The organism is Mesotoga sp. BH458_6_3_2_1 (assembly GCF_003664995.1).
GTDB lineage: Bacteria > Thermotogota > Thermotogae > Petrotogales > Kosmotogaceae > Mesotoga.
Window position 1 is genome coordinate 61,100 of the sequence record NZ_JFHL01000018.1, and the last position, 24,596, is coordinate 85,695.

General features: G+C 44.6%; 24 protein-coding genes. 2 read left to right on the forward strand and 22 right to left on the reverse strand.

Annotated elements, in window-relative coordinates; all coding sequences use genetic code 11:
- Positions 1-24: 24 nt before the first annotated feature.
- The 15 genes from Y697_RS09160 to Y697_RS09235 all read right to left on the reverse strand — a co-directional run bounded on the left by Y697_RS09160 (position 25) and on the right by Y697_RS09235 (position 15,578).
- Positions 25-999 (reverse strand): ABC transporter permease, encoded by a 975-nt coding sequence (locus Y697_RS09160; protein ID WP_006487886.1) that lies wholly within the window; start codon positions 997-999, stop codon positions 25-27.
- Positions 1,000-2,493 (reverse strand): sugar ABC transporter ATP-binding protein, encoded by a 1,494-nt coding sequence (locus Y697_RS09165; RefSeq protein WP_039882292.1) that lies wholly within the window; start codon positions 2,491-2,493, stop codon positions 1,000-1,002. It lies immediately after the preceding gene.
- 11 nt (positions 2,494-2,504) lie between these two features.
- Positions 2,505-3,497 (reverse strand): sugar phosphate isomerase/epimerase, encoded by a 993-nt coding sequence (locus Y697_RS09170; RefSeq protein WP_006487882.1) that lies wholly within the window; start codon positions 3,495-3,497, stop codon positions 2,505-2,507.
- A gap of 15 nt (positions 3,498-3,512) precedes the next feature.
- A complete protein-coding gene (locus Y697_RS09175) occupies positions 3,513-4,676 on the reverse strand; it encodes a Gfo/Idh/MocA family protein (RefSeq protein WP_121551328.1) in 1,164 nt (387 codons plus the stop codon).
- A gap of 321 nt (positions 4,677-4,997) precedes the next feature.
- On the reverse strand, positions 4,998-6,008 hold the full coding sequence (locus tag Y697_RS09185; protein WP_121551330.1) for an ABC transporter permease: 1,011 nt from the start codon (positions 6,006-6,008) through the stop codon (positions 4,998-5,000).
- A gap of 11 nt (positions 6,009-6,019) precedes the next feature.
- Positions 6,020-7,060 carry an ABC transporter permease gene (locus Y697_RS09190; protein ID WP_121551331.1) on the reverse strand — a complete coding sequence of 347 codons (1,041 nt, stop codon included), beginning with the start codon at positions 7,058-7,060 and terminating at the stop codon, positions 6,020-6,022.
- Positions 7,060-7,914 (reverse strand): ABC transporter ATP-binding protein, encoded by an 855-nt coding sequence (locus Y697_RS09195; protein ID WP_121551332.1) that lies wholly within the window; start codon positions 7,912-7,914, stop codon positions 7,060-7,062. Before Y697_RS09195 ends, Y697_RS09190 begins: the two co-directional genes overlap by 1 nt.
- Positions 7,907-8,533, reverse strand: coding sequence for a TetR/AcrR family transcriptional regulator (locus Y697_RS09200; protein ID WP_121551333.1), 627 nt, complete (start codon positions 8,531-8,533; stop codon positions 7,907-7,909). Before Y697_RS09200 ends, Y697_RS09195 begins: the two co-directional genes overlap by 8 nt.
- A 324-nt stretch (positions 8,534-8,857) precedes the next feature.
- Positions 8,858-9,748 carry a substrate-binding domain-containing protein gene (locus Y697_RS09205; protein WP_121551334.1) on the reverse strand — a complete coding sequence of 297 codons (891 nt, stop codon included), beginning with the start codon at positions 9,746-9,748 and terminating at the stop codon, positions 8,858-8,860.
- 27 nt (positions 9,749-9,775) lie between these two features.
- Complete coding sequence (locus Y697_RS09210; RefSeq protein ID WP_121551335.1) at positions 9,776-10,741, reverse strand: ABC transporter permease; 966 nt, start codon at positions 10,739-10,741, stop codon at positions 9,776-9,778.
- 5 nt (positions 10,742-10,746) lie between these two features.
- A complete protein-coding gene (locus Y697_RS09215) occupies positions 10,747-12,240 on the reverse strand; it encodes a sugar ABC transporter ATP-binding protein (RefSeq protein WP_121551336.1) in 1,494 nt (497 codons plus the stop codon).
- Positions 12,241-12,243: 3 nt separating this feature from the next.
- Positions 12,244-13,188 carry a ribokinase gene (gene rbsK, locus Y697_RS09220; protein WP_121551337.1) on the reverse strand — a complete coding sequence of 315 codons (945 nt, stop codon included), beginning with the start codon at positions 13,186-13,188 and terminating at the stop codon, positions 12,244-12,246.
- Positions 13,181-14,029 carry a BtpA/SgcQ family protein gene (locus Y697_RS09225; RefSeq protein ID WP_121551338.1) on the reverse strand — a complete coding sequence of 283 codons (849 nt, stop codon included), beginning with the start codon at positions 14,027-14,029 and terminating at the stop codon, positions 13,181-13,183. Before Y697_RS09225 ends, rbsK begins: the two co-directional genes overlap by 8 nt.
- 70 nt (positions 14,030-14,099) lie before the next feature.
- Positions 14,100-14,543: a D-ribose pyranase gene (rbsD, locus tag Y697_RS09230; protein ID WP_121551339.1), complete on the reverse strand. Its 444-nt coding sequence runs from the start codon at positions 14,541-14,543 to the stop codon at positions 14,100-14,102.
- Positions 14,544-14,564: 21 nt separating this feature from the next.
- Positions 14,565-15,578 carry a LacI family DNA-binding transcriptional regulator gene (locus tag Y697_RS09235; RefSeq protein ID WP_121551340.1) on the reverse strand — a complete coding sequence of 338 codons (1,014 nt, stop codon included), beginning with the start codon at positions 15,576-15,578 and terminating at the stop codon, positions 14,565-14,567.
- A 371-nt stretch (positions 15,579-15,949) separates the two neighbouring features.
- Here Y697_RS09235 and Y697_RS09240 point away from each other — a divergent pair, with 371 nt between their 5' ends.
- Positions 15,950-16,393 (forward strand): PspC domain-containing protein, encoded by a 444-nt coding sequence (locus Y697_RS09240; protein WP_121551341.1) that lies wholly within the window; start codon positions 15,950-15,952, stop codon positions 16,391-16,393.
- A 4-nt stretch (positions 16,394-16,397) separates the two neighbouring features.
- Positions 16,398-17,267, forward strand: a complete 870-nt coding sequence (locus Y697_RS09245) for a hypothetical protein (RefSeq protein WP_121551342.1) — start codon at positions 16,398-16,400, stop codon at positions 17,265-17,267.
- Here Y697_RS09245 and Y697_RS09250 read toward each other — a convergent pair.
- From Y697_RS09250 to ablA, 7 genes are read right to left on the reverse strand one after another with little or no spacing between them, the layout of a single operon-like run.
- Positions 17,259-18,161 carry a diacylglycerol kinase family protein gene (locus Y697_RS09250; protein WP_121551343.1) on the reverse strand — a complete coding sequence of 301 codons (903 nt, stop codon included), beginning with the start codon at positions 18,159-18,161 and terminating at the stop codon, positions 17,259-17,261. The genes Y697_RS09245 and Y697_RS09250 overlap by 9 nt on opposite strands.
- A gap of 49 nt (positions 18,162-18,210) precedes the next feature.
- A complete protein-coding gene (locus Y697_RS09255) occupies positions 18,211-18,987 on the reverse strand; it encodes an OAM dimerization domain-containing protein (RefSeq protein WP_121551344.1) in 777 nt (258 codons plus the stop codon).
- Entirely contained in the window at positions 18,980-20,542 is a 1,563-nt protein-coding gene (locus tag Y697_RS09260) for a lysine 5,6-aminomutase subunit alpha (protein WP_121551345.1), read from the reverse strand. Before Y697_RS09260 ends, Y697_RS09255 begins: the two co-directional genes overlap by 8 nt.
- Complete coding sequence (locus Y697_RS09265) at positions 20,539-21,915, reverse strand: MutS-related protein (RefSeq protein ID WP_121551346.1); 1,377 nt, start codon at positions 21,913-21,915, stop codon at positions 20,539-20,541. The genes Y697_RS09260 and Y697_RS09265 overlap by 4 nt, the downstream gene beginning before the upstream one ends.
- The gene (locus tag Y697_RS09270; protein ID WP_121551347.1) at positions 21,912-22,916 is read right to left on the reverse strand and encodes a hypothetical protein; all 1,005 of its coding nucleotides are present in this window, start codon (positions 22,914-22,916) and stop codon (positions 21,912-21,914) included. The genes Y697_RS09265 and Y697_RS09270 overlap by 4 nt, the downstream gene beginning before the upstream one ends.
- Positions 22,913-23,323 (reverse strand): MaoC family dehydratase, encoded by a 411-nt coding sequence (locus tag Y697_RS09275; RefSeq protein WP_121551348.1) that lies wholly within the window; start codon positions 23,321-23,323, stop codon positions 22,913-22,915. The genes Y697_RS09270 and Y697_RS09275 overlap by 4 nt, the downstream gene beginning before the upstream one ends.
- Entirely contained in the window at positions 23,320-24,588 is a 1,269-nt protein-coding gene (ablA, locus tag Y697_RS09280) for a lysine 2,3-aminomutase (RefSeq protein WP_121551349.1), read from the reverse strand. The genes Y697_RS09275 and ablA overlap by 4 nt, the downstream gene beginning before the upstream one ends.
- Positions 24,589-24,596: the final 8 nt, after the last annotated feature.

Here is a 24,596-nt window from a genome sequence, read left to right on the forward strand (position 1 = left end):
CTATTTCCTTTGGCCCCAACGGGGTTATTGAGCTCTCTTTCTCTGTATCAAAACCGCACCAATTATGACTACTCCCTTGACTGTTCCTTGCAGATAAGGTGAGACTCCCAGCATATTCAGCATGTTGTTGATTATTCCTAGAGTGATCGCTCCGATTACTGTTCCCAAGATCGAGCCTGACCCACCCGTCATTGGTGTCCCACCGATTATGACTGCAGCGATAGCATCCAGTTCATAGTTTAGACCACCATTTGTAGAACTCATAGAATTCAGCCTTGCGGATAGAAAAACGGCCGAGAATCCAACGGTAATTCCGACGGCAACGTACGAGATAAATCTCGTTAGATTGACTTTTATCGCTGAGTATTTTGCAACTTTTGGATTGGAGCCAACGGCACAGAGGTATCTTCCATAGCGAGTCTTATTGAGTATAATTGCGAACACGACTGCGAGACTTATGAATACAACGACTGGATTAGGTATTCCCAGCACTCTTCCCATTCCTAGATCGGGAAAGAGTCTGCTTTCCGATCTGAAGACACCTGCGCTTCCGATATACAACGCCATTGATCGGAATATGGCCATAGTGCCCAGGGTGGCAATGAAAGGGGCAATCTTTCCGAGAGTAACCATCAATCCATTAAGTGCACCCAGGCCTGCGCCAAAGAGCAAACCGACGAGAAGCGCCAAGAGTATTGCCCATGCTTCCCCCCCTGCACCAAATACCCCAACAAGCCAATTAAGTGCAAGAATCACGACTCCACCTACCAGAGCAACCATCGACCCAACTGAAAGATCTATTCCTCCGGAGATGATAACGAACGTCATTCCAAGCGCTATGATTCCTGTATAAGAAACCTGCCTCAAAATATTTAGAAGATTCTGAGTCTGAAGAAAATACGGGCTGGCGAAAGCGGATATCACGAATAGAATCGCAAGAGCTATTAACGGACCAAACTTCTCGTATTCGAATCGTCTACCAACATTTTCTCTTGCCATCTAAGCAACCCCCTTGAGTCCAGTGGCGTGAAGCATTATCTCCTCTTCATTAATATGCTCTCCTTCAAGAATTCCCGTAATCCTTCCTTCTTTCATAACGATCACGCGATTACACATGCCTATGATTTCTTCAAGTTCAGAGGATATTAGAATACAGGATACACCTTCCATAACTAGCTCGTTCATGAATCTGTAAATTTCTCTTTTCGCGTTGACGTCAATTCCTCTCGTCGGTTCATCAAAGATGAATATTTCAGGCTCCGGATCGAGGGATTTGGCAAGAGACACTTTCTGCTGATTACCACCGCTGAAGAACTCCAGCCTCGTCTTCAGAGAGGCTGCCCTGATGTTGAATTTGTCGACGTACTTCTTTGTCTTCTCCTTCTCCAACTTGTTGTTGATCAGTATCTTAGAGTAGGCAGGCAGTGAAATAAGGGTGGTGTTCTTTATCATGTCGAACGAAGTGAGGACTCCACTTCCCTGGCGGTCTTCAGACAAGTAAGCTATTTTGTTCTTCACGGCATCGATGGGAGACTTAATCTCGACGGATTTTCCGTTGATGCTGATCTTGCCAGAGTCTTTCTTCCTGATGCCAATGATCGTCTCGGCAAGCTCTGTCCTTCCAGCGCCCACCAGACCAGCAAAGCCAAGAATCTCGCCTTTGCGAAGGCCGAAGGAAATGTCTTCCAGAAGGCCATGTGAAGTAACATTTTCAACTTGAAAAACAATCTCTTCAGATGGCGAAACCTTCTCTGGAAAGACCTGGCTCAGTTCACGACCAACCATCCTCCTTGCCATTTCTTCTTCATCTGCCTCGTCAGTTTGGCTGATGCTAATCGTCTTTCCATCTCTCAGAACCATAACCCTATCACAGATCTCCCTAACTTCCTTAAGTTTGTGAGATATGTAGATAATCGTGACGCCGCTCTCCTTGAGATTCCTCATTAGGTCAAAAAGGGTCTCAATCTCATTTAGAGTTAGGACTGTTGTCGGTTCATCCATTATCAGGAGCTTAGAATCAAAAGCAATTGCCTTAGCTATTTCAACCATCTGTTTTTGGGCTACGCTTAGCCTTTCAATTTTTTCCTCGGGATGTATTGATTTCTTGAGCTCCTCCAGAAGTGAGACGGTCCTCTTCTTCATCTCTCTCTTTTTGAGGAAGCCTTTGCGCGTAATCTCACTGCCTAGAAAGATGTTTTCATAGACGTTGAGTTCGTTGATCAGATTGAATTCCTGCGGAATCATGGAGATGCCTATCACTTTTGCATGCAAGGGGTCCTTGATATCTACTTCATTACCCTCAAAGAAGACTTTTCCCTCTGTAGGTGTGTAGATTCCACTGAGAATCTTGACAAGCGTAGACTTGCCGGCGCCATTTTCCCCGATTATCCCGAAGATTTCTCCTTTGTTTATTTCGATGTCAATATTGTCGAGAACTCTAACCCCTGAGAATTCCTTTGAAATTCCTTGGGTCTTTATCAGGGTATCACCCATTAGGTCACTCCTCAACTTTTCATTGCATCGTCAAAAGCGACGTTTGAAGGCTCAAAGTCAACTTTCCTCACAAAATCAGCTGCTTCTTTCGCTCCGAATTCTCTTTCCATTCCGCTGTCTTCCCATTCTACTGATAAGGGACCGCTATAACCTATGTCATTCAGTTCTCTAATGATCTCTTCAAAATCAACGTCACCGTGACCGAGTGACCTGAAGTTCCATCCGCGTCTAGTGTCACCGAAGGTCATCATCGATCCAAGTATCCCTGCCCTTCCGTCTAGTGTCACTGCAGCGTCCTTCATGTGTACATGATAGATTCTTTCAGCGAAGTCCCTTACGAAAAGGTGGGGTTTGACTCCCTGCCAGATGAGGTGGCTTGGATCAAAATTGAAGCCAAGCGTCTTTCTGCCATTGAATGCTTTGAGCAACCTTTCTGCAGTGTAATAATCGAATGCAATCTCAGTGGGATGAACTTCGAGAGCGAAGGTAATTCCTTCGGCATCAAACTTATCGAAAATCGGAGTCCAGAGATCAACTATCTCTTTATAAGCATCTTCCACCATTTTCTCCGTTGTCTGGGGGAATGAATACCAGAACTTCCAAACAGGAGAACCCGTAAAGCCGGTCACCGTGTAACAGCCCATATTCTTCGCAGCCGTCGGTGCGTACATCATCTGTTCGATACCCCATGCTCGAATCTTTTCGGGATTTCCTTCACAGCTTGCCGGTGCGAAGCCGTCAAGTCTGACATCGTACAGGTCACCTACACATTGCCCCATTAAGTGTGCTCCGATGGCCCAGCACTTCAGATTGTTTTTTTCGAGGATTCGCCTTCTTTCATCGACATACTTAGGATCCTTCGCAGCCATCTCGAGATTCATATGATCGCCCCAACATGCTATCTCTAAACCATCATATCCCCATGAACTGGCCTTTTCACAGATTTCTTCGAAAGTGAGATCGGCCCACTGACCGGTAAATAGCGTAACAGGTCTCTTGCCCATACTTAAGCCTCCTAATTACAGATCTAGCCAAACGCTTCCCTTCTGGGAGCTCTCGACTGCCTTTCCAATGAATCTAACTCCTGCCAGACCATCCTCTACTGTGGGGAAGTCGGCGCCAGAGAGATCTTCTCCATTTTTCTTTTTTATAAGAGTCGTTGCGAAATTCCTGTATATGTTCGCAAAAGCTTCGTAGTACCCTTCGGGATGTCCCGCAGGTATTCTGGAGACGTTTGCCGCTGACGGGAGCATGTAACCTCCGCCTCTTGAAAGAATCTGAACAGGTCCCCCCACATACGCGACCTTCAGGTAGTTAGGATTTTCCTGATCCCATTCTATAGAACCCTTGCTTCCGAAAACTCTTACCTTAAGACCATTGTCGTGACCGATTGCGACCTGTGATGCCCAGAAAACTCCTCTAGCCCCATTTTCGAACCTGACGAGAATTTCTGCGTTGTCATCCAGCGCCCTGCCGGGAACAAATGAGTCCAGACTTGCGCAAATCGAATTCAGTTTCAAGCCTGTAATGTAAGCCACAGTGTTTTCAATGTGGCTTCCAATATCTCCGACGCAATTTGATTTACCTGTCTGAGAGGGGTCGGTTCTCCAGGAAGCCTGCATGTTGCCCGTGTCTTCTAATCGAGTTGCCAGCCAATCCTGTGCATACTCGCCCATTACAACTCGGACTTCTCCAATATCGCCCCTTTGTACCATTTCTCTGGCATGTTTGACCATTGCATAACCGGAATAAGCGTAAGTGACCGCAAAGAGAAGGTTTTTCTCTTTCGCAAGATCCGCCAACTCTTTTGCTTCTGTTTCATCAACTGTAAGAGGTTTCTCACAAACGACGTTAATATCTGCTTCGAGAAATTCCTTTGCGATTGGGAAGTGAGTAGCGTTTGGGGTGCAGATACTCACAAAGTCTATTCCATCTTCTCTAGCAGACTCTTTGGAGGCCATTTCCTTGAAATCTTTATAGACTCTGTCGTCAGAAACACAGAGTTTCTTTGCGGTTCTAACTGTGTCGTCGTAATAGATCGAGAAACAGCCAGCAACAAGCTTCGCAAGACCGTCCATTGCTATTGCTTTTCTATGAACATCACCAATAAACGAACCTTCGCCCCCACCTACCATTCCGTATTTTAACTTACCTGCTGAGGCGACTTCTTTGCCTTCAATCATTTCACTCACCTCGAGTATATTTGTTTTTCTTACGGCAGAATACAGAGAAAAGGAGGAAATTCCCCTATTCTCTAAAATTATAGCTAAAATCGGACTCAATTCTTGCATCATATCTGGCTCAAATAACAGGAGGAAAACGGAAGAATTTTGTGAGAAACTGAATTGATTTTTGCTGTTTTCATCAGATGGACCCTAATCATCTCAGATCGTTCCTAGAGCGCTTAGAAGACGCTTGCACTTATAGCATCGTGTTGTCTTTAATTTTTTGCTCCATAAAAATATTTATTCAGTGGAAAGAGAGCGGCGGGGGAATTCCCCGCCTCAGTTTTGATAAGTCTGGAGTCCCCTTTTTATCTTACTCTTCATCAAAAGGAATAATATAGCTGTCGTAAGACAGATCCAGAAAATCTGAAAAGCAAAACCGCTCCATTTTGAGCTCAGGTTCAGAATATCTCGTAACGCCACGAATGACCAGTAAGTAGGGGACCAGAAGAATATCCATTGCGCTCTCTCTGGAAGAATAAAAGCTAGCATCACAGGCATAAGCAAAAGCCAACCGCTAATCTTCATGTTTGCAATGCCGCTCATTTGAGAGGATGAAACCACACCGATGAGAAAGCCGAAAACTATTCCGATCATCGAGCTCACAACGCAAACGATCATCAGTTTTAGATAGTCGATGCTGGGGATATCGAATATCAAGGTCGCAACTAGCGCATGGAATAGAGGAATCACAATTCCCATGATACTTCTGCCGAAAATGAGTTCATTCTTTGTGATAGGAGTTACCATGAGAGCCCTCATAGCTCCGGACTCTTTCTCTTCTATTATGTTGAATCCTATAACCATACCGCCAAGAACAAAAGAAATTATGACTACAAAGCTGAAACCAAACACCGTAATCGGAGGAACGAACCTTCCTTTATTGCTCTCCTCAACTTCGAGCGATCTCCATACTTCAAATTGAATTCCTGACAAAATTAGTTTCGCGGCTTCTTCGATTTCCTTCGATTCGTTTCCTTGAAGAACGAGGTTAAATGATTCTCCGTCATAATATATGCCGATAACATCGGTCGCTTCTTCGACTCTTTCTTTCAACTCAGCTTCAGATACAGTAAATTCAATATCGCCGAACTTGTTTAGGATCTCCGCAGTCTCTTCCTGCCCGCTGATAGTAACGAAATTCAGAGAAAGGGTTTGAAACCCAGGAGCAATTACCCTGAAGAAGAATGAAAAGATAATTGGAGTCAGGAGTATGTATATTACTATCTTATCCCGGCTACCATTTACAACATCGATTCTGAAGATATTGAATATTCTCTTAAGGCTCATCTCTACACCACCTAACCTTTTCTCAGTCGGAGTTTGTAGGTCGTCACTGCAATCAGAAAAGCAGCAGCGGCTTCGATCGCAACTAGAATCAAGCCAGAAATCTCAGATGAACTAAACTCTGGGAAAACCGCCCCCTTCAAAGCAAATAGAATGGGATAGGTTGGAAGAATTCTCAGATACCATGGAGAAAAGCCTTCTGAAAAGTACGATAGCATAGGCAACGTAAAAACCACTGTCAGAGCAAGCATAGCGGCCATTGACTGAGATAGGTTCTTGTAGAAGCTTGCCACTATGAGGGAGACAGAAGTTGATAGGAAGCTGCCGACAACTACAATTATTATGAGTATGAAGTAATCGGCTCCAAGGCCAACAACCAGCGGAGTAAGAATAAAGGTAAAGACAATTCCCAGAAGCGCAAGAAGTATTACTTTCGCTCCCAGGTATTCCCAGATCTTACCGGGCGTTACCGAATATGCGTGGAGAGTCTTCTGCGACTTCTCGCTAAATACCATTGCAAATACCATTATCATTCCCATCATCACCGCTTCGAACATCAAGAATATGGGTAGGAAGGACTTGTTGAAGGGAATCTTATCCGAAGTGCTTTGAATCTCGTGAAGGTACTCAATGTCTCTTTCAGAGGTAAATTCAACATCAGGACCAGCCAAAAAGGTTGCAACGAAGAGTTTAATGAATTCTTTAGTCTCAGCATCTTCATGACCCTGGAATACTAGTTCGATCGATGGAGAAGAAATACTGCCTTTGACTATAATACCGATGCTGTTGAATCTCCCGTTCATTAAACTATCCATTTCTTCCCGGCTATTTACTATGGATAGTGAGGCCTGTGATTCACTGGAATCGAGTTGCAACATGGTCGCCAGTTCATCATTCTCAGTTAGCAAGACCAGCTCGATGTTAGTTGAGAGATCCTCGGGGAGCAAGAAGGTCATCAAGAGGAAATAAGCCATCGCCAGTCCCACAGTCAACAAGAAGAAGTGACTTCTCCATCCAAGTTTGACTTCCTTCAAAATGTTTGTGAAGAGTCTCATTACTTCAACTCCTCTCCCGTAGCCTTTATAAATATCTCTTCGAGAGTGGCCTCCTTAGAGTGAATCGTCTCGATTACCTCAGAGTTGAGCAGAGAATTCAGCCTTTCTCTGTCGGCCGGTTGGGTCAGCGAGATCTTTTCCTTTCTGAGTGAACCATTTGCTTTGTACTCGACCTCTACCAAACGTTTCCCGTACTTCAGTTTCAGGTTCCTTGGAGAGTCAATAAGGGAGATCTCTCCAGAAACGATAAATGCCACTCTATCACACAGTTCATCTGCTACATGCATGTTATGCGTCGTCAGGAAAATCGTCGTGCCTTCACTGTTTTTTTCTTTGATTACCTTCCTTATTGATGCGGAAGTCGAGGGATCGAGCCCCGATACGGGCTCGTCAAGGAACCAGATCTTCGGACTGTTAATGAGAGAACGGGCAAAGACAAGTCTTTGCTGCATTCCCTTCGAGTACTCCCCCGCCTTCTTTTTGGCAGCTTCTTTGAGACCGACCATTTCCAGTAAATTCATTGGATCTGCCGTGGGTACATCGTAAAGGCTAGCGAAGTATTCAAGGTTTTCGAGACCCGTAAGCTTGAGATAAAGATTCGGATTTTCGAAAGATACGCCGACCCTGTTATAGAATTCTGAGGTGAGTTGTGAAACATCTACATCCATGACCCTTGCAGAGCCCTTCTGGAGTGGCAGCAGGCCGGTCAATATCTTTTGGGTTGTCGATTTTCCTGCCCCGTTAGGACCCAAGAAGCCGAAAACTTCACCTTCTTTTACTTCGAATGAAATGCCCTTCACCGCATATTCCGTATTATTACTGTACGAGTAATATAGGTTATTTACTTCAATCATAATCTACTCTCCTTTTCATACCGTATTCAAGCAACTTGATAAGTGAAAGATACTTATCTCTTGCCCGTTCTGAAATCATTCCTTCACTGTCGGATCTGACCATTTCGCTCAGCGAGAGCATAAAAGCAGTTATGAGCTTCGCAGTCATTTCTGGATCGACCCATTCAGCGATCTCACCGCTATCTTTACCCCGTTTAATCAAAGAACTGATCAGGTCGTTGCTTGAGGGAGCGTACTCTCCCAGGATTTTGTTCATCAATGATTTGTTTGCGACCAAGTCATCGCTGATTTTTGAAAGCCGGGGATCATCCTCGGCCATTTTGATTCCGGCTCCAACCATAATTCTCAGAATTTCGAAAATACTTGATTTCTCAAGAGAGTCCCTTATACCGGTCATCATCTGCATCTTCTTTTCAAAGACAATGTCCAGTATATGCTTGAAGATATCACTCTTGTCTCTGAAGTACTGATAAAAACTACCTTTAGGAATGGAGGATTTTCTTACTATTTCATTTACCTTGGCGTTTTCAAAACCATTCTCGGCAAATTCATCTACGGCTGCCTCGATTATTCTTTCCTTCTTTTCGTCAGGCAGATTGAAAAATGTCTCTGTCGGCATTTACTCACCTCCTAATGACCACATAGTCATATGACCGGTCAGTCATATTATACATTGCCAGACCCATCGTTCGCTAACATGACCGAACGGTCATGTTAAGTCGAGATTAAAAGGAGTATCCTGAATCGGGCCGTTTTGGTTAGATCTCATGAAGCTTCTCTTATAAGACTAAGTTACTGCAGAAGCCATCTGCACAAGATCAAAAGAAGCGAATAATCAATTGACTTTTCATTGATATATTATCTATCAATCGTGGTTGATGAAGAATCACCGAAGAATAAAAAAAGAGAGCGGCATCTCGCCGCTCTCAAGAAAAATTGCAGCTTAGTCAAGAACGTCAATAGTTATTAGTTTCAGAGGAATGATAACCTTTGCTTCGACACTTGCGCCGTTGATGATTCTCTGAGCGGCAATTACTGCCATCTCCATCTGTAGGTAGGGCTGCTGTTGGACTGTAGCAACCATCTCGCCTGCTTTTATTGCAGCAATCGCATCGTCAGTTGCATCGATTCCGACGATTTTGATTTCATTCAGCCTTCCTGCTGCAATCGCCGATCTTACAGCACCTAGAGCCATTTCGTCATTGTGGCCGTAAATTCCATCCAGAACCGGGTTCCCCTGAAGAATGTCGTCACTAACTCTTGCACCTTCTTCCCTCGAGTAGTTTGCTGTCAGTGATGCAACGACTTCAATACCTGGGTACTTCTTTATCTCGTCGATGAAACCCGCTTGTCTGTCTACTGCCGAGGGCGCACCGGGAATTCCCTCAAGAACTGCAACTCTTCCCTTTCCATCAAGTGCTTCCGCCATTGCCATTGCAGCAAGCATTCCGGCTTCTTTATTATCAATATCCAGGTGCTGTGCTACAACTCCTCCGTTAGAAGGTCTAGTAACTGTAATTACCGGGATTCCAGCCGCATTTGCTTCCAGAACTGCCGAGACTATCGCATCTGAATCAACTGGATTAATGATAAGCACATCAACCCTTCTCGTTATGAGATCCTGAATCTGAGCAAATTGAGTCTCCGGTTTGTCCTGTGCGTCAAGAACGATCAGTTCCAACCCAAGTTCGCTTGCCTTTGCCTCTCCACCCTCTTTCATGGTTACGAAAAAGGGATTCGCCAGCGTGGAGACTGAGAATCCAATGGTCTTGGCCGCAAGGCCAGTTAGTGCCAGCAATCCAACCATCAAAACTACTAAAAGCATTCGTTTCATGTTACCCCTCCTTTTTGATAGGTAATCTTAATCACTACGTTTTGCAAGTACGGCAACGAGTATTATGACTCCTTTAACGATTTGCTGAAAGAACGATGAAACTCCAACTAGATTCATTCCATTATCAATAACACCTATTACCATGGCGCCTAGGAGTGTGCCCAACACGGTTCCCACTCCTCCTGAAAGGGAGGCTCCGCCAAGTATCACCGCAGCGATTACATTCATCTCAAGCCCTTCTGCAGCATTTGGTTGCGCCGAGAGCAATCTGGAAGTTATGAGAATGCCGCCGAGTGCGCTCATCAAACCGGAGATAGCAAAGGCAAGTACTCTGTATTTCTTTACGGGAATAGCCGAAAGCCTTGCGGCCTCCTTATTAGCTCCGATTGATTTCATGTACACTCCATGTTTTGTTCTGTTCAGAATAAAGAATGCGAGAACAAAGACTCCGGCAGCAATTATCGTTGAAACCGGTACCGGTCCAAGATAACCGGCACCCATGATTCCAAAATCAACCGGCAATCTCGATATAGGTTTCCCTCCCGTCCACACCAAAGCGGCTCCTCTGGCAATTCCCATCATGGCAAGCGTTACTATGAAGGATTGAACTCTTCCATAAACGGCGAGAACGCCATTTGTAAGGCCTATACCGACTCCCATAGCCAATCCCGCAATGATAGCAAGGAATATTGAGCCCGTAACAGTCAGAACCGCTGCGGTTGCAACTCCTACCAATGCCGCGGAAGAACCTACAGAAAGATCTATTTCTCCGGTTAGAATGACGAAGGTCATTCCAATGGCGACTATTAGAGTTATCGACACCTGCCTGGTTACGTTCAGCAGATTTCTCGAATTGAAGAAGAAGGGAGACATCAATGAGAAGACTACCATAAGGATCACAAGAATTAGAATCAGTCCCAACTCTCCTTTGAGCATCTTCAGGAATTTGGTCCAAAACGCTGATCTATCTGTTTTCTCAATTGTGTTTTCCATCTGCCCTAACCTCCAAGTGCCAGTGTCAACAACTGCTCTGTTGAAGATTCTTTGCCGACTAACTCTGCCACAATGTCTCCCTTTCTTATAACAAGTATTCGATCACAGATCGCATTCATCTCCCTGAACTCCGAAGACAATATCAGAATTCCCGTGCCGCGGTCGGCAAGATAATTTATCAGAGAATAGATCTCAGTCTTTGCGCCAATATCGATTCCGCGGGTCGGTTCATCTAGAATCAAGATATCGGGTTCACCGCACAGCCACTTCCCAATAACCACTTTCTGTTGATTGCCGCCGGAAAGATTTTGAACTGCCATCTTTATATCTAGCGGTCGCACTCTCAACTTTTCAGATGTATCCTTTGCGAGCTGTGATTTCTTCTTGTTGGAAATTACCCCTTTGCTAATGGCAAGATCGATATTTGCAACACAGATATTGTGCTCTACATTAAGCCTTAGGAAAAGGCCCTGACCTTTTCGATCCTCAGGGATGAAGGAAATGCCGAGTTTCTTTGCATCATCAGGCGACTTCAGACTTACCGCCTTGCCGTCGATCGAAATATCACCCCGCAGAGATTTGTCGGCTCCGAAGAGTCCAAGTGCTAGCTCACTCTTTCCAGAGCCAATTATTCCCGTAATTCCCAGTATCTCGCCTTTTCTCAGAGAAAAACTGATTGGTGCAAACATCTTCTCTGTCTTGAACTCTCTCACTTCAAGGAGCATGTCTTCTGACGGGGCTCCTTCACGAACGGGAAACTCCTCTTTTAGTGTTCTTCCAAGCATTGATTTGACAAGAGTTTTTAGATCTACCGAATCAATGTCGAATGTTCCAGCGTTCTGGCCGTCTCTTAATACGGTCGCCCTATCACAAACGCGAAAAACCTCATCTAGGTGGTGGGATATGTAGATCATGTTTACTTCTTTCTTCTTCAGGTCATCCATGATTTTGAAGAGTGTGTCAATTTCTGCTCTGCTCATACCGGTTGTAGGTTCATCTAGAAGAAGAATATTCGCATTGATAGAGAGAGCTTTGATGATTTCTACTATCCTTTTCTGGCCAAGCCCCAAATCCCCCACAAAAGCACTCGGATCCACTGCGATTGCAAAGGAGGAAAGATACTTTGCCGCTTTATCCATAAGCTCTCTCTTTTTGATGGAGCCAAAGAAAGATGTGGTTGGCTCGTGGCCAAGGAAAATGTTTTCTGCAACCGTAAGAGAGTCAACCAGGCTAAGCTCCTGATATATTGCGCCGATTCCTTTGTGTCTAGCATCTACAGGGTCTTCGATCGTGACGCTTTTCCCTCTCACTTGAATCGATCCCGAATCCATTTTGTGAACACCTGTAAGGATCTTGATTAACGTTGATTTTCCGGCACCGTTCTCCCCAAGAAGCGCGTGGACTTCACCTTCTGCCAGTTCGAAGCTTACATCTTTTAGTGCGTGAATACCTCCAAAAGACTTGTGGATTCCTTCGAGCTTCAGGACAGTCTCAGGCACTTCTCACACCCGCTTTCTCAGCAAATCTCGTACGCTCTCAGACGAAGGGATAGAAGTCTGGGCGCCGGAAGTTGTTGTACTTAACGCTCCAGCTGCATTTGCCCATTCTAGAGACTGTCTAAGGCTTTTACCCTTTGAAAGAGCTGCCGCCAGTGCTCCCGAGAAGACATCTCCAGCAGCAGTAGTATCAACGCAGTTGACTTTGAAGGGATCGAGCTCTATGAAGCAGTCTTCGTCGAGGCCAACAATTCCCTTTTCACCCAAAGTAATTATCGGTAATCTGAAACCCAGCAACTTAAGTTTCTTAAGAGCATTCCGTTCAGACTCTTTGTCATGTATTTCTATGCCGGTGAGTATCCTCGCTTCCGTTTCGTTTGGTTTTATGAGATTAACCAAAGACGCGATGGAATCGGGAAATCCCTGTCTTGGGGCAGGCGCAGGATCGACAATGGTAAACATTCCCTTCTCGTGAGCCATTTCTATTGCCCTAAAGATAGTCTCTTCTGCTATCTCCATAGTTAGCAGGAGAATTCTTCCTGATTCGAAGAGATCCGAGTTTCTCTCTACATCATCGGGAGAGAGTAATGCGTTGCTGCCTGGAGTAAATGAAATCGAATTCTGGCCCTTCTTGTCAACTCGTATCATTGCTATTCCTGCTGTTCTTTCTGGATCTCTTAGAATTCGGGAAGTGTCGACTCCTTTTTCACTCATTAATTTATTCAGCTCTTCACTAAATCCGTCACCGCCAAGTTTAGTGAACATCTGCACTTTGGCGCCATTCATTGCAGCTGCGACCGCCTGATTGCCGCCTTTACCACCTGGATAAGTACTGAAGTTGTCCGTAAGAACTGTCTCACCAGGCTCGGGAAGGTTATCCATTACCATAACAAGATCCATATTCATACTTCCCATGCACAGAATCTCTCCGTTGAAGTCAAAGTCAATCATCTTTAGTCTCCCTTCTAAGAGAGTCAACACTTTTCATGAACCTCTTTACTCTGTCGGGATCAACAGGATTCTTCCAGTTGTTGTCCTTCTTGAAGTAACTGCCAACAATTGCTCCATCAGAGAATCTAAGGAGCTCACTCACATTATCTTCCGTTAAACCGCTACCGATTATTACGGGAACGCCAACTGTATCGCTGAAACTCCTTACTTTCTTAGCATCGGGTGCTTGTCCGGTTTCAAATCCCGTAACTATCAATACTTCTGCGCCTTCAGACTCTGCATCGTGGGCCTGTTCCTCCACACTTCTGTCTGAAATGATGAAATGGCTTCCATGCTTGACATTGACGTCGCACATGAACTTTACGTCTTCTGCACCTAGAAGTTTTCTGTATCTTGCGAGTTCTGCTCCGATACCTTCCGTCAAGCCGGCGTGAGAAACATATGCATTCACCCATTCGAAGACTCTTATCCATCTGGCTCCTGCTGCAACGGCCGATGCAAGCGAAACCTTGCCTCCATTGAGATGGCAGTTCACGCCCACTGGAATTCTGACGGCTTCCCGAACCTTCTGAGTCGCCACTGCCAGGGCTGCAGAGGTTTCATGGCCAATCTTTTCTCCCTTAAGATAGGGGAAGTCCCAGATATTCTCAATTTGGAGTCCGTCAACACCGCAATCCTCCATGGTTCTTGCCTCTTCAACGGCGATCCTAAGTATCTCCTTCATTCCAAACCTGGCAGAATCGTATCTTGGAGAACCTGGGAGGGGACGTAAGTGTATCATTCCAATGATGGGTTTGTCGATTTTGAATATTTCTTCAAGAACTTCCTTGTTTCTTTTCACGATTACCACCTCTTTGTCTTTCGGCGCAGCTGCAAAACAGTATCCTTGATCGATGAAGAAGAGAAGATCTCTAGAAATCTACACCGGAAACCAGTATGATATTTGCGTATGGAGTAAACTCTCCTGTCTTGACGAATACTTTTACTTCTTTGCCTTGGAGACCGCCATTTAGAACTAGATCCTTGAATTCTGGATGAGGGATATTCTCCTCCACTATAGCGTTCCCTTTGTTCTTGACTTGCGAAACAATTTCCTTCAGTTGTGAATAGATTTCCGGGCTTGCCGATTTGGTTTCGTCAGCGATAATTACCTTCTCGATTTCAAGTTCCTCGAGGACGACCTTAACGACATCTACGAACCTGGGGAGATCTCTTCCTACCGATACATCGATGCAAATTGTGTTTTCGTGCCTTGGGAACGGAAAGCCCCTGTCTGTTATAACTAACATGTCTCCGTGGCCAAGTCTTGCCACTTCTCTTGCAAGATCGTTGTGAAGAATACCCTTTGTCTTCATTCCTTCACCTCCATTGATTAGTCATATTTCAGTTGATTCCCTCACTATAAGCTGTGAATCCAGCTCCATTTTTTTCGTATGGACGCTTTCCCCATTCTGCTTTTTCATGATCTTCTCAAGAAGCAACTTCATTGCTGCCCTTCCAGCTTCATACTTGGGCTGATTCACAGTCGTCATTGCCGGGATTACTAGTGATGAGTAAAGAACATTGTCAAACCCTGCAATTGAGATGTCTTTCGGAATCTTCAACCCGTGCTGTTTTGCTGCCTCAATTGCCCCCCACGCCATCATGTCATTCCCGGCAAAGACAGCAGTTGGTCTGTTCTTAAGCTTCAATATTTGCTGCTTCATTATCTTGAATCCGTCCTCATATTTGAAGCCACCATAATAGATTCTTATATCTCCTTCGCGTATTCCATCTTTCTCAAGTTCGCTGCAGAATCCCTGAAGCCTTCTTACTGCACTGGGTACATCTCTTGGTCCAGCTATGCAGGCAAATCTTTTGTGCCCTTTATTTAGTAAGTGTCTGGCTAACTGAGCAGAACCTTTGAAATTATTGGTGTAGATTACGTCAATTAGCGGATTCTCGATTGTGAGATGCCTGTCAAGAATCACCATGGGCATTCCATCTGAAAGATCGGCTAGAAGCCCCTCTTCCATTCTGGGTGCAACATTGATCACACCATCCACTCCGTGGCCGAGGAAGGAAATCAACGTCTCTTCTTCTCTGTGACTCTTTCCATCGCTGTTACAGAGAAACATCTGGTAATCGTGATCGAGTGCGACGCTTTCCACACCCCTTGCGATTTCGGCGAAGTACGGATTAGTAATATCCGGAACCAGAAGTCCAACCAGGAATGACTTTCGAATTCTAAGACTTCTAGCAATTTTACTTGGTCTGTATTGAAGGGCGTTTATGGAATCAAGGACAACGCTCTTCAGTTCAGGACTCACGAATTTCTTCCCAGATATTACATTTGATACTGTGGCCACCGATACTCCAGCATGTTTGGCAACATCTTTCATATTAGCCATTCAACGACCCTCACTCGATTGCTAGTTAAACGTTTAGTTAATCGTTTAACTAGAGTGTATCATGTATAAACTCGAATGCAAAACCCAGTTATCTTTGAATGAAAGGAATTATCTTTGAAGGAGGGTGATTAAAATCGTTTTGCTAAGTAAATCGCAAGTATTCGATGAAGAGGCTGTTCATCCCTAACCTCGGGTCCATCATCAGAATTCGATGTTCTTGAATATTTCCCCTGCAGAAGTGGAAAGCAGTCATACGAAAAGTATTGGAAATCCCATTTGGCTTTGTGTTTGTGGAAATTGATTAGATCGTATTATAATGTATGAGGTTTTTGTAGTATTATTGCACAGAAGTCATCGCGGGAGGTGGTTGTGTGAGCTTGGAAAAGAGGCTTTACAAGTCTAGAAAGGACAAAGTTATAGATGGTCTGGCTGCAGGAATAGCAGAGTATCTTGGAATCGATCCGGTGATAGTCAGGTTAGTGTTTGTAGCACTGGTTTTCGCAGGCGGAGCTGGCTTAATAATATACATTATTGGCATGTTTATTGTACCCAGAGCTCCGATAAACAGTGAAAACAATGTTGTAATAATGGATGAGGAAGGGAAGCCGATTGAAGAAGGGGAGAAGACGGGCATATCCGATGACAAGAGTAAACTGATAATTGCAGGAATTCTCATTGTCTTCGGAATAGCTCTCTTATTGGGATCCTTCACCCCATGGAACATTTTCAGTGGTGTTTTCTGGAAGCTGGTAATAGGAGTGGTCTTAATCGCAGGCGGAGGTTTTGTCATTTACAAATCCATCAGCAGGAGATGATTCTATGAAAATTGCGATGGGACTGATCTTTGTATTAGTTGGGGTATTGCTGATTTTTGGGATATTTACCGGCGACACACTTCTAAATGCTTTTGTCAACCTTGCGAATTACTGGCCTATCATCCTAGTGTTTGTCGGATTGAGTATTCTCTCAAGTATAAAGGGACTTAGATGGATCAGATATTTGAATGCCTTGCTGATCATAATCTTTGTGCTGTTCATCTTCTTCTGGCCGTCTCCTTTTTTGTCTGGCGAGAGAGCGGTGAAAGACACTGTAACCCTTGAGGCTTTGGAATCATCCAGGAGCATTGAGATTCAGTTAAACCTTGCGATGGCTAATATCACCGTAGAGGCCTTAGAAGAAGCGGCATCGTCAACGGCTGCCGTCATCGATTACACTGTGCGTGGTTCGAATCTCAGGATCGAAGAAGACAAAACTCAGCTATCTCAGAAGTTTGTTATTAGGCCAGATTCGAACGTTTCGTGGTTAGGAACAAGTACTGTTGTGATGAAGTTGAACCCCAATTATAACTATGTCCTAAAATTTGACAGCGCGGTCATTAACAGCAGGTTCAATTTAGAAGAACTGAAAGTTGATGAACTAAGACTTAACGGAGCAATTATCAAGGCAGAACTCAATATGTCTGAAGTTGGACCCACAGACATAAAGGTCAATGCGGCGATAATCAATTCTGAGATTTATGTTCCTGATACTATCAGATCAATTCTAAGAGCAAACGCCGCGATCAAGAATGTCAAAACGGACCTGCCTTATACAGGCAATGGGGAGTATGTATTTGAGGGCAAGTCCTTTGACTTCAGCTCTTTTCTTTCATTTGAAAGTGCAATCATGAACCTGAAGGTTTCAGACTGAGGCGATCTTCAGAGCTTTATCGCAAACGGAGACTTCCATGGGAAGACCTCCGACAACTTCTCCGTCCATCTGAATAATGACATCTCTGTCACTCTTCACGGAGATGTTCTTGGCGGTCCGATAGCTAACGGTGTCAACGGCTAAATGTTCACCGCGGTAGATCTTTGGAAAGTGATAAAGCAAACGAATTTTAGACATCTTTGACACGCCCACGACATCAACGAGTCCATCATCCACAACAGCTTTGGGCGCTATTCTCATTCCTCCGCCAAAGTAGTTCCCATTGGCCATTGTAAGAAAGAAGAAACTGCCGGAGACTTCTTCCCCTTCAACAACGAAACTCAAAGGATAGGTCTTTGAGGTTACGTACTCTATCAGGAAGGAGAGCAGATAAGCCATCTTTCCGCTCGTCTTGAATCTTGATTTGTTCATTCTGTCTGTTATTGCGGCATCGAATCCCGCTCCAATGACATTTACTGCATACCTGAGAGACTTGTTGCCGGTGAAATCTCTATAGAAAACCTTCAGTAAGTCTATTTCGCGTGTTTTCTTTCCAGAAGCAATCTTGACCATTTCCTTGTAGTCATGTTTGAGATCAATAGCTCTTGCAAAGTCATTGCCCGAACCGATGGCGATGATTCCCACTGAAGCCCGAGATTTGCCGATTGTCATTCCGTTCACTACCTCGTTTAGAGTTCCGTCTCCTCCTACACTAATTATTCTTTCGTAGTCAGAGTTGTGTGAAACGTAGTCCATAGCATCTCCTGGACAAGTTGTCACGTGGAGGTCGTAGTCACCGATTTCATCACGAATCAATGTGGAGATGCTGTTCTCAAAATCTCTGCCGGCTTCACCATGACTAGCATTTGGATTAACTACTACGAGGGTTTTCAAATCCGTTTACCTCCGCCCATGCTTCGATGGTAGATTTTATCACAAGTTTTCAGGTCATTGACTCAAGTCTGTGAACTATAAAGGAAGCGACGTCTTCTGCGAAAGTCCCGGGACCGAACCCGGCATCGTATCCCAGTTCTTTTGCCAGTTCATGAGTTATTCTTGCTCCACCGGCTACAAGAATGACTCTCTTTCTAAGGTTTTCGGCTTCAAGAAGCTCAACCAGCGAAGTCATATTCTTGAGATGAACATTCTTTGCTGTAACTGTCTGTGATATTAGAATTGCGTCTGCACTAAGTTCAATTGCCTTTGCCACTAGCTCCTCATTCTGAACCTGACTACCGAGATTATGGGCATCAATATTCTTGTATCTTTCCAGTCCGTAGTGACCTGCAAAACCTTTCATGTTCATTATCGCGTCGATACCTACCGTGTGAGCGTCAGTTCCGGTGCTAGCTCCTACTACAACTATCTTTCTCCTTATTCGCTCTTCGATGAATTTGTCGATCTCTTCCATAGACATTTTTTCTAAAGCAATCTTGGGGACCCGGATAGATGTGTAGTCTAAAGTATAGGAGGACTCACCATAGGCGACGAAGAAAGTGAAGTCAGACGTCATCTCCTTTGAAAAAACAATCTGGGGGTTCTTCAACCCCATCTTTCTCATCAGCAATTTCGCCGCCTCATCTGCTTCGGGACCAAATGGAGCAGGAAGGGTAAAACTCAGCTGAACTTTGCCGTCGTTCATTGTATCCCCATATGGAGTTATTCTACTCAGGTCGATTTTTGAGACTCTCTCCTCTTTATTTACTGAGAATTCATCCATTTTGTCTTCCTCCAAGCATCTTCTCGATAAATGGGTTTCTGTACATGGAACCCTTTTCGACGACTCCGTCCAATCCTTTTCCACCATGCTGCGATCTTCTAACATTTGCGAATATACCTTTTTCCAGCGCTTCGAAGAGACCTACGGAAACGATTTCTTTTAGCAGGACCAAAGCTTCCTTTAGCACGGTGGAGGCTCTTGCCTGGATAATGCCATCTTCTTTGAATGCTATCTCATCACCAAGATCACGTAAATTGTTGAAAATGTAGCGTGCATTCTCAATCGCAAGATACCTGTCACTCATGAAAGGAGTGTGAATCGCTTCGGTAAGCATTCCCAGCAGTTGAATGCCTTGATTAGTCATGATGGAAATCACATTGAAAAGAGTATCTTGAGCGTAACCTCTGAAAATGTTTCCTGTCATGAACTTCGTTGGTGGCATGTATTTCAACGGGGCTTTTGGAAATATCTCCCGGCTCATCTGCGCTTGAGCGAGCTCATATAGGAAGCCGTTTTCTATTGATGGATCCATCTCGAAGGCGTGCCCAAGTCCCATTTGCTCTTCAGGGATACCGGCCATCAGCGCCAGCCTTTCGTTTATGAACTGGGAAGCCAGTACAGTGTGGGCTTCTTCATATGCATCGGCAGTAGTCAGGTAGTTGTCTTCACCGGTATTGATTATTACTCCGGCGAATCCATTAATGACCCTTGAAAAGTATTGGTCGATTATGGTCCTTTTCATGTTTATGTCTCTGAACAGGATGCCGTAGAGGGCATCGTTCAGCATGACATCAAGTCTTTCGACAGCTCCCATTGCCGCAATTTCCGGCATACAAAGTCCAGAGCAGTAATTGCAGAGCCTGATATATCTTCCTACCTCTTCTCCAACTTCATCAAGCGCAGACCGCATTATTCTGAAATTTTCTTGGGTAGCGTATGTACCCCCAAAACCTTCTGTTGTTGGTCCATACGGAACATAATCGAGTAGACTCTGACCAGTCGATCTGATTACTGCCACTATGTCTGCTCCTTGTTTTGCAGCTGCCTTTGCTTGTACCACATCTTCATATATGTTTCCCGTAGCTACAATGACGTAGAGATACGGTTTTCTTCCTTCACCAATTTCTCGAATCAAAGACACGCGCTTATCGCGATTTGACCGAATTTTCTCAACAGTCTTACTCACCAATTCATCGATACCGTCGAAAACCTCATTGTGAGGCTTATAATCAATGCTTCTTAGATCCATTCTTCCTCGAGAAATTTCCTCAGCAATCCTCTGAGGTGTAAGACCGGTTACCAGCAGGGCATTGCCAACAACGTATGCGGCACCTTCTTCTATTAGATTCGCCGACTTGAGGTGATCTACGACAATATTCGGCATCGGGATTCCGTGATCGTCGACCCCATCTATACCAAGCAGCCGGCAGACTGCTCTCTCGACACTTACCGTTGTGTGTTGAATAACGAAATCATGTATGCCGTCGGAAATTGTTTCGGCGTAATCCCTTGCCTCTGCAACTTTTCTCTCGTCAAGATTCAATTTCCCTTTCATTCACAACCTCCCTCCATCTTTCTTTTGATAAGCTGGATAAACTCTCTGTCAAGTCCCATTAGACGGGCGATTGTTATTGCCTCTTTTGGAAAGGACTCGGTACTTCCCATTTCTACAAGTGAGTGATCCACGTAATAAGAGACATCCCTGCCCTTTTCTTTGATTACCTTCTCGTGATCTACACCTTTAATTATGAACATCTGTGCACCTTCAATGCCAAGCGCCTCTTCATAGTGAGATGTGAAAACGGATCGACATTTTTCGTTTCGGTGAAGGTATTCTGCAGAGGCCATGAGAAATGCAGGTCCTTCAACTGGATTTGTGCTTCTTCCTATTTCGTCAAAAAGAAACAGGCCGCTAGTGTCTGAATCGACAATTTCGATTGCCATTTTAAGGTGTTCGATTTCCCCTGCGAACGAAGAAAGCCCGTCTACAAAAGACTGTTTGTCTCCACTGAAATAAATGACCGTATCATAAACAGGAATGAGCGCATTTCTTGCTGGAACAAAAAGGCCGTGCTGGAACATTGTTTGAAGGAGTGCGACTGTCCTGAGAAGAACGGATTTTCCGGTCATATTTCCGCCAATAATCACTACTTTCCTTCCCAGTTTTGCGGAAAAGGGCTGGAATTCTCTGCCTCTCAGGTTAAGGTTTCTAGATATTTCTGGGTTTACAAGATCTCGAAACTCATACTCCCCTGAGCTTATATCCGGCTTCTCCAAGCCAAGTTTCCGATTGAGTTCGGTGAGAGCGATTGTGAAATCTATATTTCCAATAACCTTAATCGCTGCATCAAGTGCTTCGCAGTTTTCGAGAAGTCTCTTAGAAAGTCTGGCTCTCACTCTGTTCTCGATCTCGAAGTTTTCCTGTAGAAGCTGGTTGAGTTCCGATTCCTTATCTTCAACTTCGATTCGCTGAAGTCTGTGGATCTCCTTTCTGATTACGCTTAGAGAATCGTCGCAGTTGTCGGAGATATGGAAGCTTTCGGTTCCTGAATTGTCTGGATCTAGAATCGAAAACACAACAGAAAGATCAGGAAGTTCCATCCAAGAAGCGCATCTCCCCAGTTTCTCCCTAAGCTTTCCGCACCAATAAGTGAAGCTTTTTACTTCGAACAGTTCAATATCATCTAGGACATTTGCCGAAGAGAGGTTCGAAAGCGTACCCCTGATATCTCTGATTTTTGAAAGAATTAGCTTAAAAGAAGCAACCTTTCCTTCCTTCTCAGCCATATCAAGCTGTCTTTGGTGAGATTCAATTATCTCGTTTGCACTCGTCATGAAGTTGAGATTGCGTAGCTGCTCTCTACCCATGGGAGTGAGAGGGTCTATGAGAGAAACTATGTATTCAAATCCACAATCTAGATATTTCACTTTGGAATCTCCTCCATAACATCGACAATGGGCACATCGATCTTCTTTTCGAGTGCTCTTATAAGTTCTCTTGAATGAATCTTGAATCCTGTTGGAGAAAATGGATTCACAGTTACGGCAATAAGATTTGCTGGATGGAGAACTTCCAGTCGGCCACCGGCTCTTTCGTAATTCATTAGGCTCCTTTCGTCGACAAAGATCCTCGAAAAATCCTTCACCACCACTCTCGTTCCTCTCTCTGATAGAGAGAGAAGAACGGAAGATGTCAGCGATCCATCGATGAAGATCGTTTTCCCCGCTATTCTCGCTCTTGGGTACGATGTGGTTAATGCAGAGGAAGACAGTTTTTCGAATCTCCCGCCATTCTCTATCCACACTCCATCCTTGAGTGAGAGCATGCGACTCAGTAACTTCGGTTCAGTTGCCTTTAGCGAGATCAACTTTACGGCAAAGAAAGTCTTTCGGCACAGTTCCTCCATATTCATTGAGAGTGCCGCTCCTGTGGCAAGGATTATTCCATCGGAAACAAGAGGAGTTCCTGGACTCATTCGTGACGTCGAACCATCTATCAGAATTCTTTCGCAGCCATATGATTTCATGATACTTACAGCTTCAAGAAGGTACTGCAAAATCGATGGTCCCGATAAAATGACTTTCCCATCGGTCTCGGCTCTTGCAAAGACGGTTTTTCCAAGAGGGGATCTGTAATCCATTAGATCAATTACAGTAGCTGAAAACTGTCTACTCCGGAAGTCTTTCTCAGAAGTTGCAAAATACGTTCCTCTTTTTAGACTTATCTCGGGTTTTTCATTAAGGTATATCTGGTCTCTTCTTTCACCTTCGAGTCCGGTCGATGTAAGTCCTACAGTAATCCCCTTTTCTCCGAATTCCTTCAACAGCTTGTTCAGCACCACTGTCTTGCCTGTGTTTTTCTCGAGGCCAATTATCGACACTACTCTCAGTTTCTCGGTTAACAGTGAAATGCTGGTCGGGCTCTTCATTCTCCCGTGAAAAGCAGAAGGGCTTCACCGTCAACGGCCTTCTCTCCGTCTCTTTTCTCGACAGTTGTCTTTACTACCAATCTCTTCTTCTCAGAGATTTTCTCCAGGATCTCTATACTTATCTTCACTTCCTCTTCCAGGAAAATGGGTTTAAGAAATTTCACTTCCTGTTTCATGTAGATGGAACCAGGTCCTGGGAATTCGTTTCCGAGAATGGCCGAAATGATCCCTACCGAGAGCATACCGTGAGCAATTCTTCTCCCAAACCGCGAGTTTCTTGCAAACTCATCGTCTGTGTGAACAGGGTTCCTGTCTCCAGTCAACTCTGCAAAGGAGTCCACCATGGCTGAAGTGATTCTTCTGTTGGTAGAGAAGCACTGACCTACAAAGAAATCTTCGAATCTCATTTCTTCACCTTCTTCTCCTTCCACTTTCTTATTCTGTCTCTTCTCTGGAGTGTCGTAGGCTCGAAACTCATCGAATTTCCGTAAAGAAGATCAGAGACGCCGGTGAACTCATACTTCTCCCTGTAGAGCCTGTCATCAACGTCACTGGAAGTATCCTCCGGCTCATGATATGTGGTGATTACACCTTCATAATTTCTTAGAACGACTACTCTATCTGACTCGGAGATGTTGTATTGGGGCATCACTCTAATCTTACCGCCTCCTCCGGGGGCATCGACCACGAATGTTGGAACGCATAGTCCCGAAGTATTTCCAATCAAAGACTCCATGATTCCTATTCCTTTCCTTATGGAAGTTCTGAAATGGCCAATTCCTTGAGAAAGATCGCACTGATATATGTAATAAGGTCTAACTCGTATTTTGACAAGCTGGTGTACGAGCTCCATTATTATGTAGGGTGAATCATTCACTCCTCGAAGGAGAACAGATTGATTTCCCAACGGTATTCCTGCATCTGCTAGCATTTCGCATGCTCTAGTAGAATCGGGAGTGATTTCTAGTGGATGGTTGAAATGGGTGTTAATCCAAATCGGGTGGTATTTTCTCAGCATCTCTACGAGTTCGGGAGTCACTCTCTGAGGAAGTACGACAGGCGTCCTTGTACCAATTCTTATGATCTCGACGTGGGGAATTTCTCTCAGTTCACTTAGAATATACTCAAGATAATCGTCCCCCACAAGTAAAGCATCCCCTCCAGAAAGCAACACATCTCTAACCTCAGGAGTCTCCCTGATGTACTCAATTGCCGCATCGATTTCCTGTCTGGTTCTGGGTCTGTCGAGCTGTCCGGCAAATCTTCGTCGTGTACAATGCCTGCAGTACATCGAACACTGGTCCGTGATTAGAAAGAGGACCCTATCGGGATATCTGTGAGTAAGCCCGGAAACCGGAGAGTCTTCGTCTTCATGAAGTGGGTCAATCATATCCCATCTGTCGATTCTTAGTTCCTTGTCCGTAGGAACTGCCTGCCTTCTAATTGGACATCTCTGATTGATTGGATCCATGAGAGTTGCATAGTAGGGTGTAATTGACATTCGAAGCGTTCTAAGACATTCGGCAATTCCGAGTGCTTCTTCTTCGGTGATTCCGATTATCTGCCTGAGAGCTTCAACAGTCTTGATCCTGTTGGCTACCTGCCAGCGCCAATCACTCCACTGAGCAGGAGTAACATCTTTCCACATTGAAATTTCCCTGTAATCTCTCATTGCTTCAC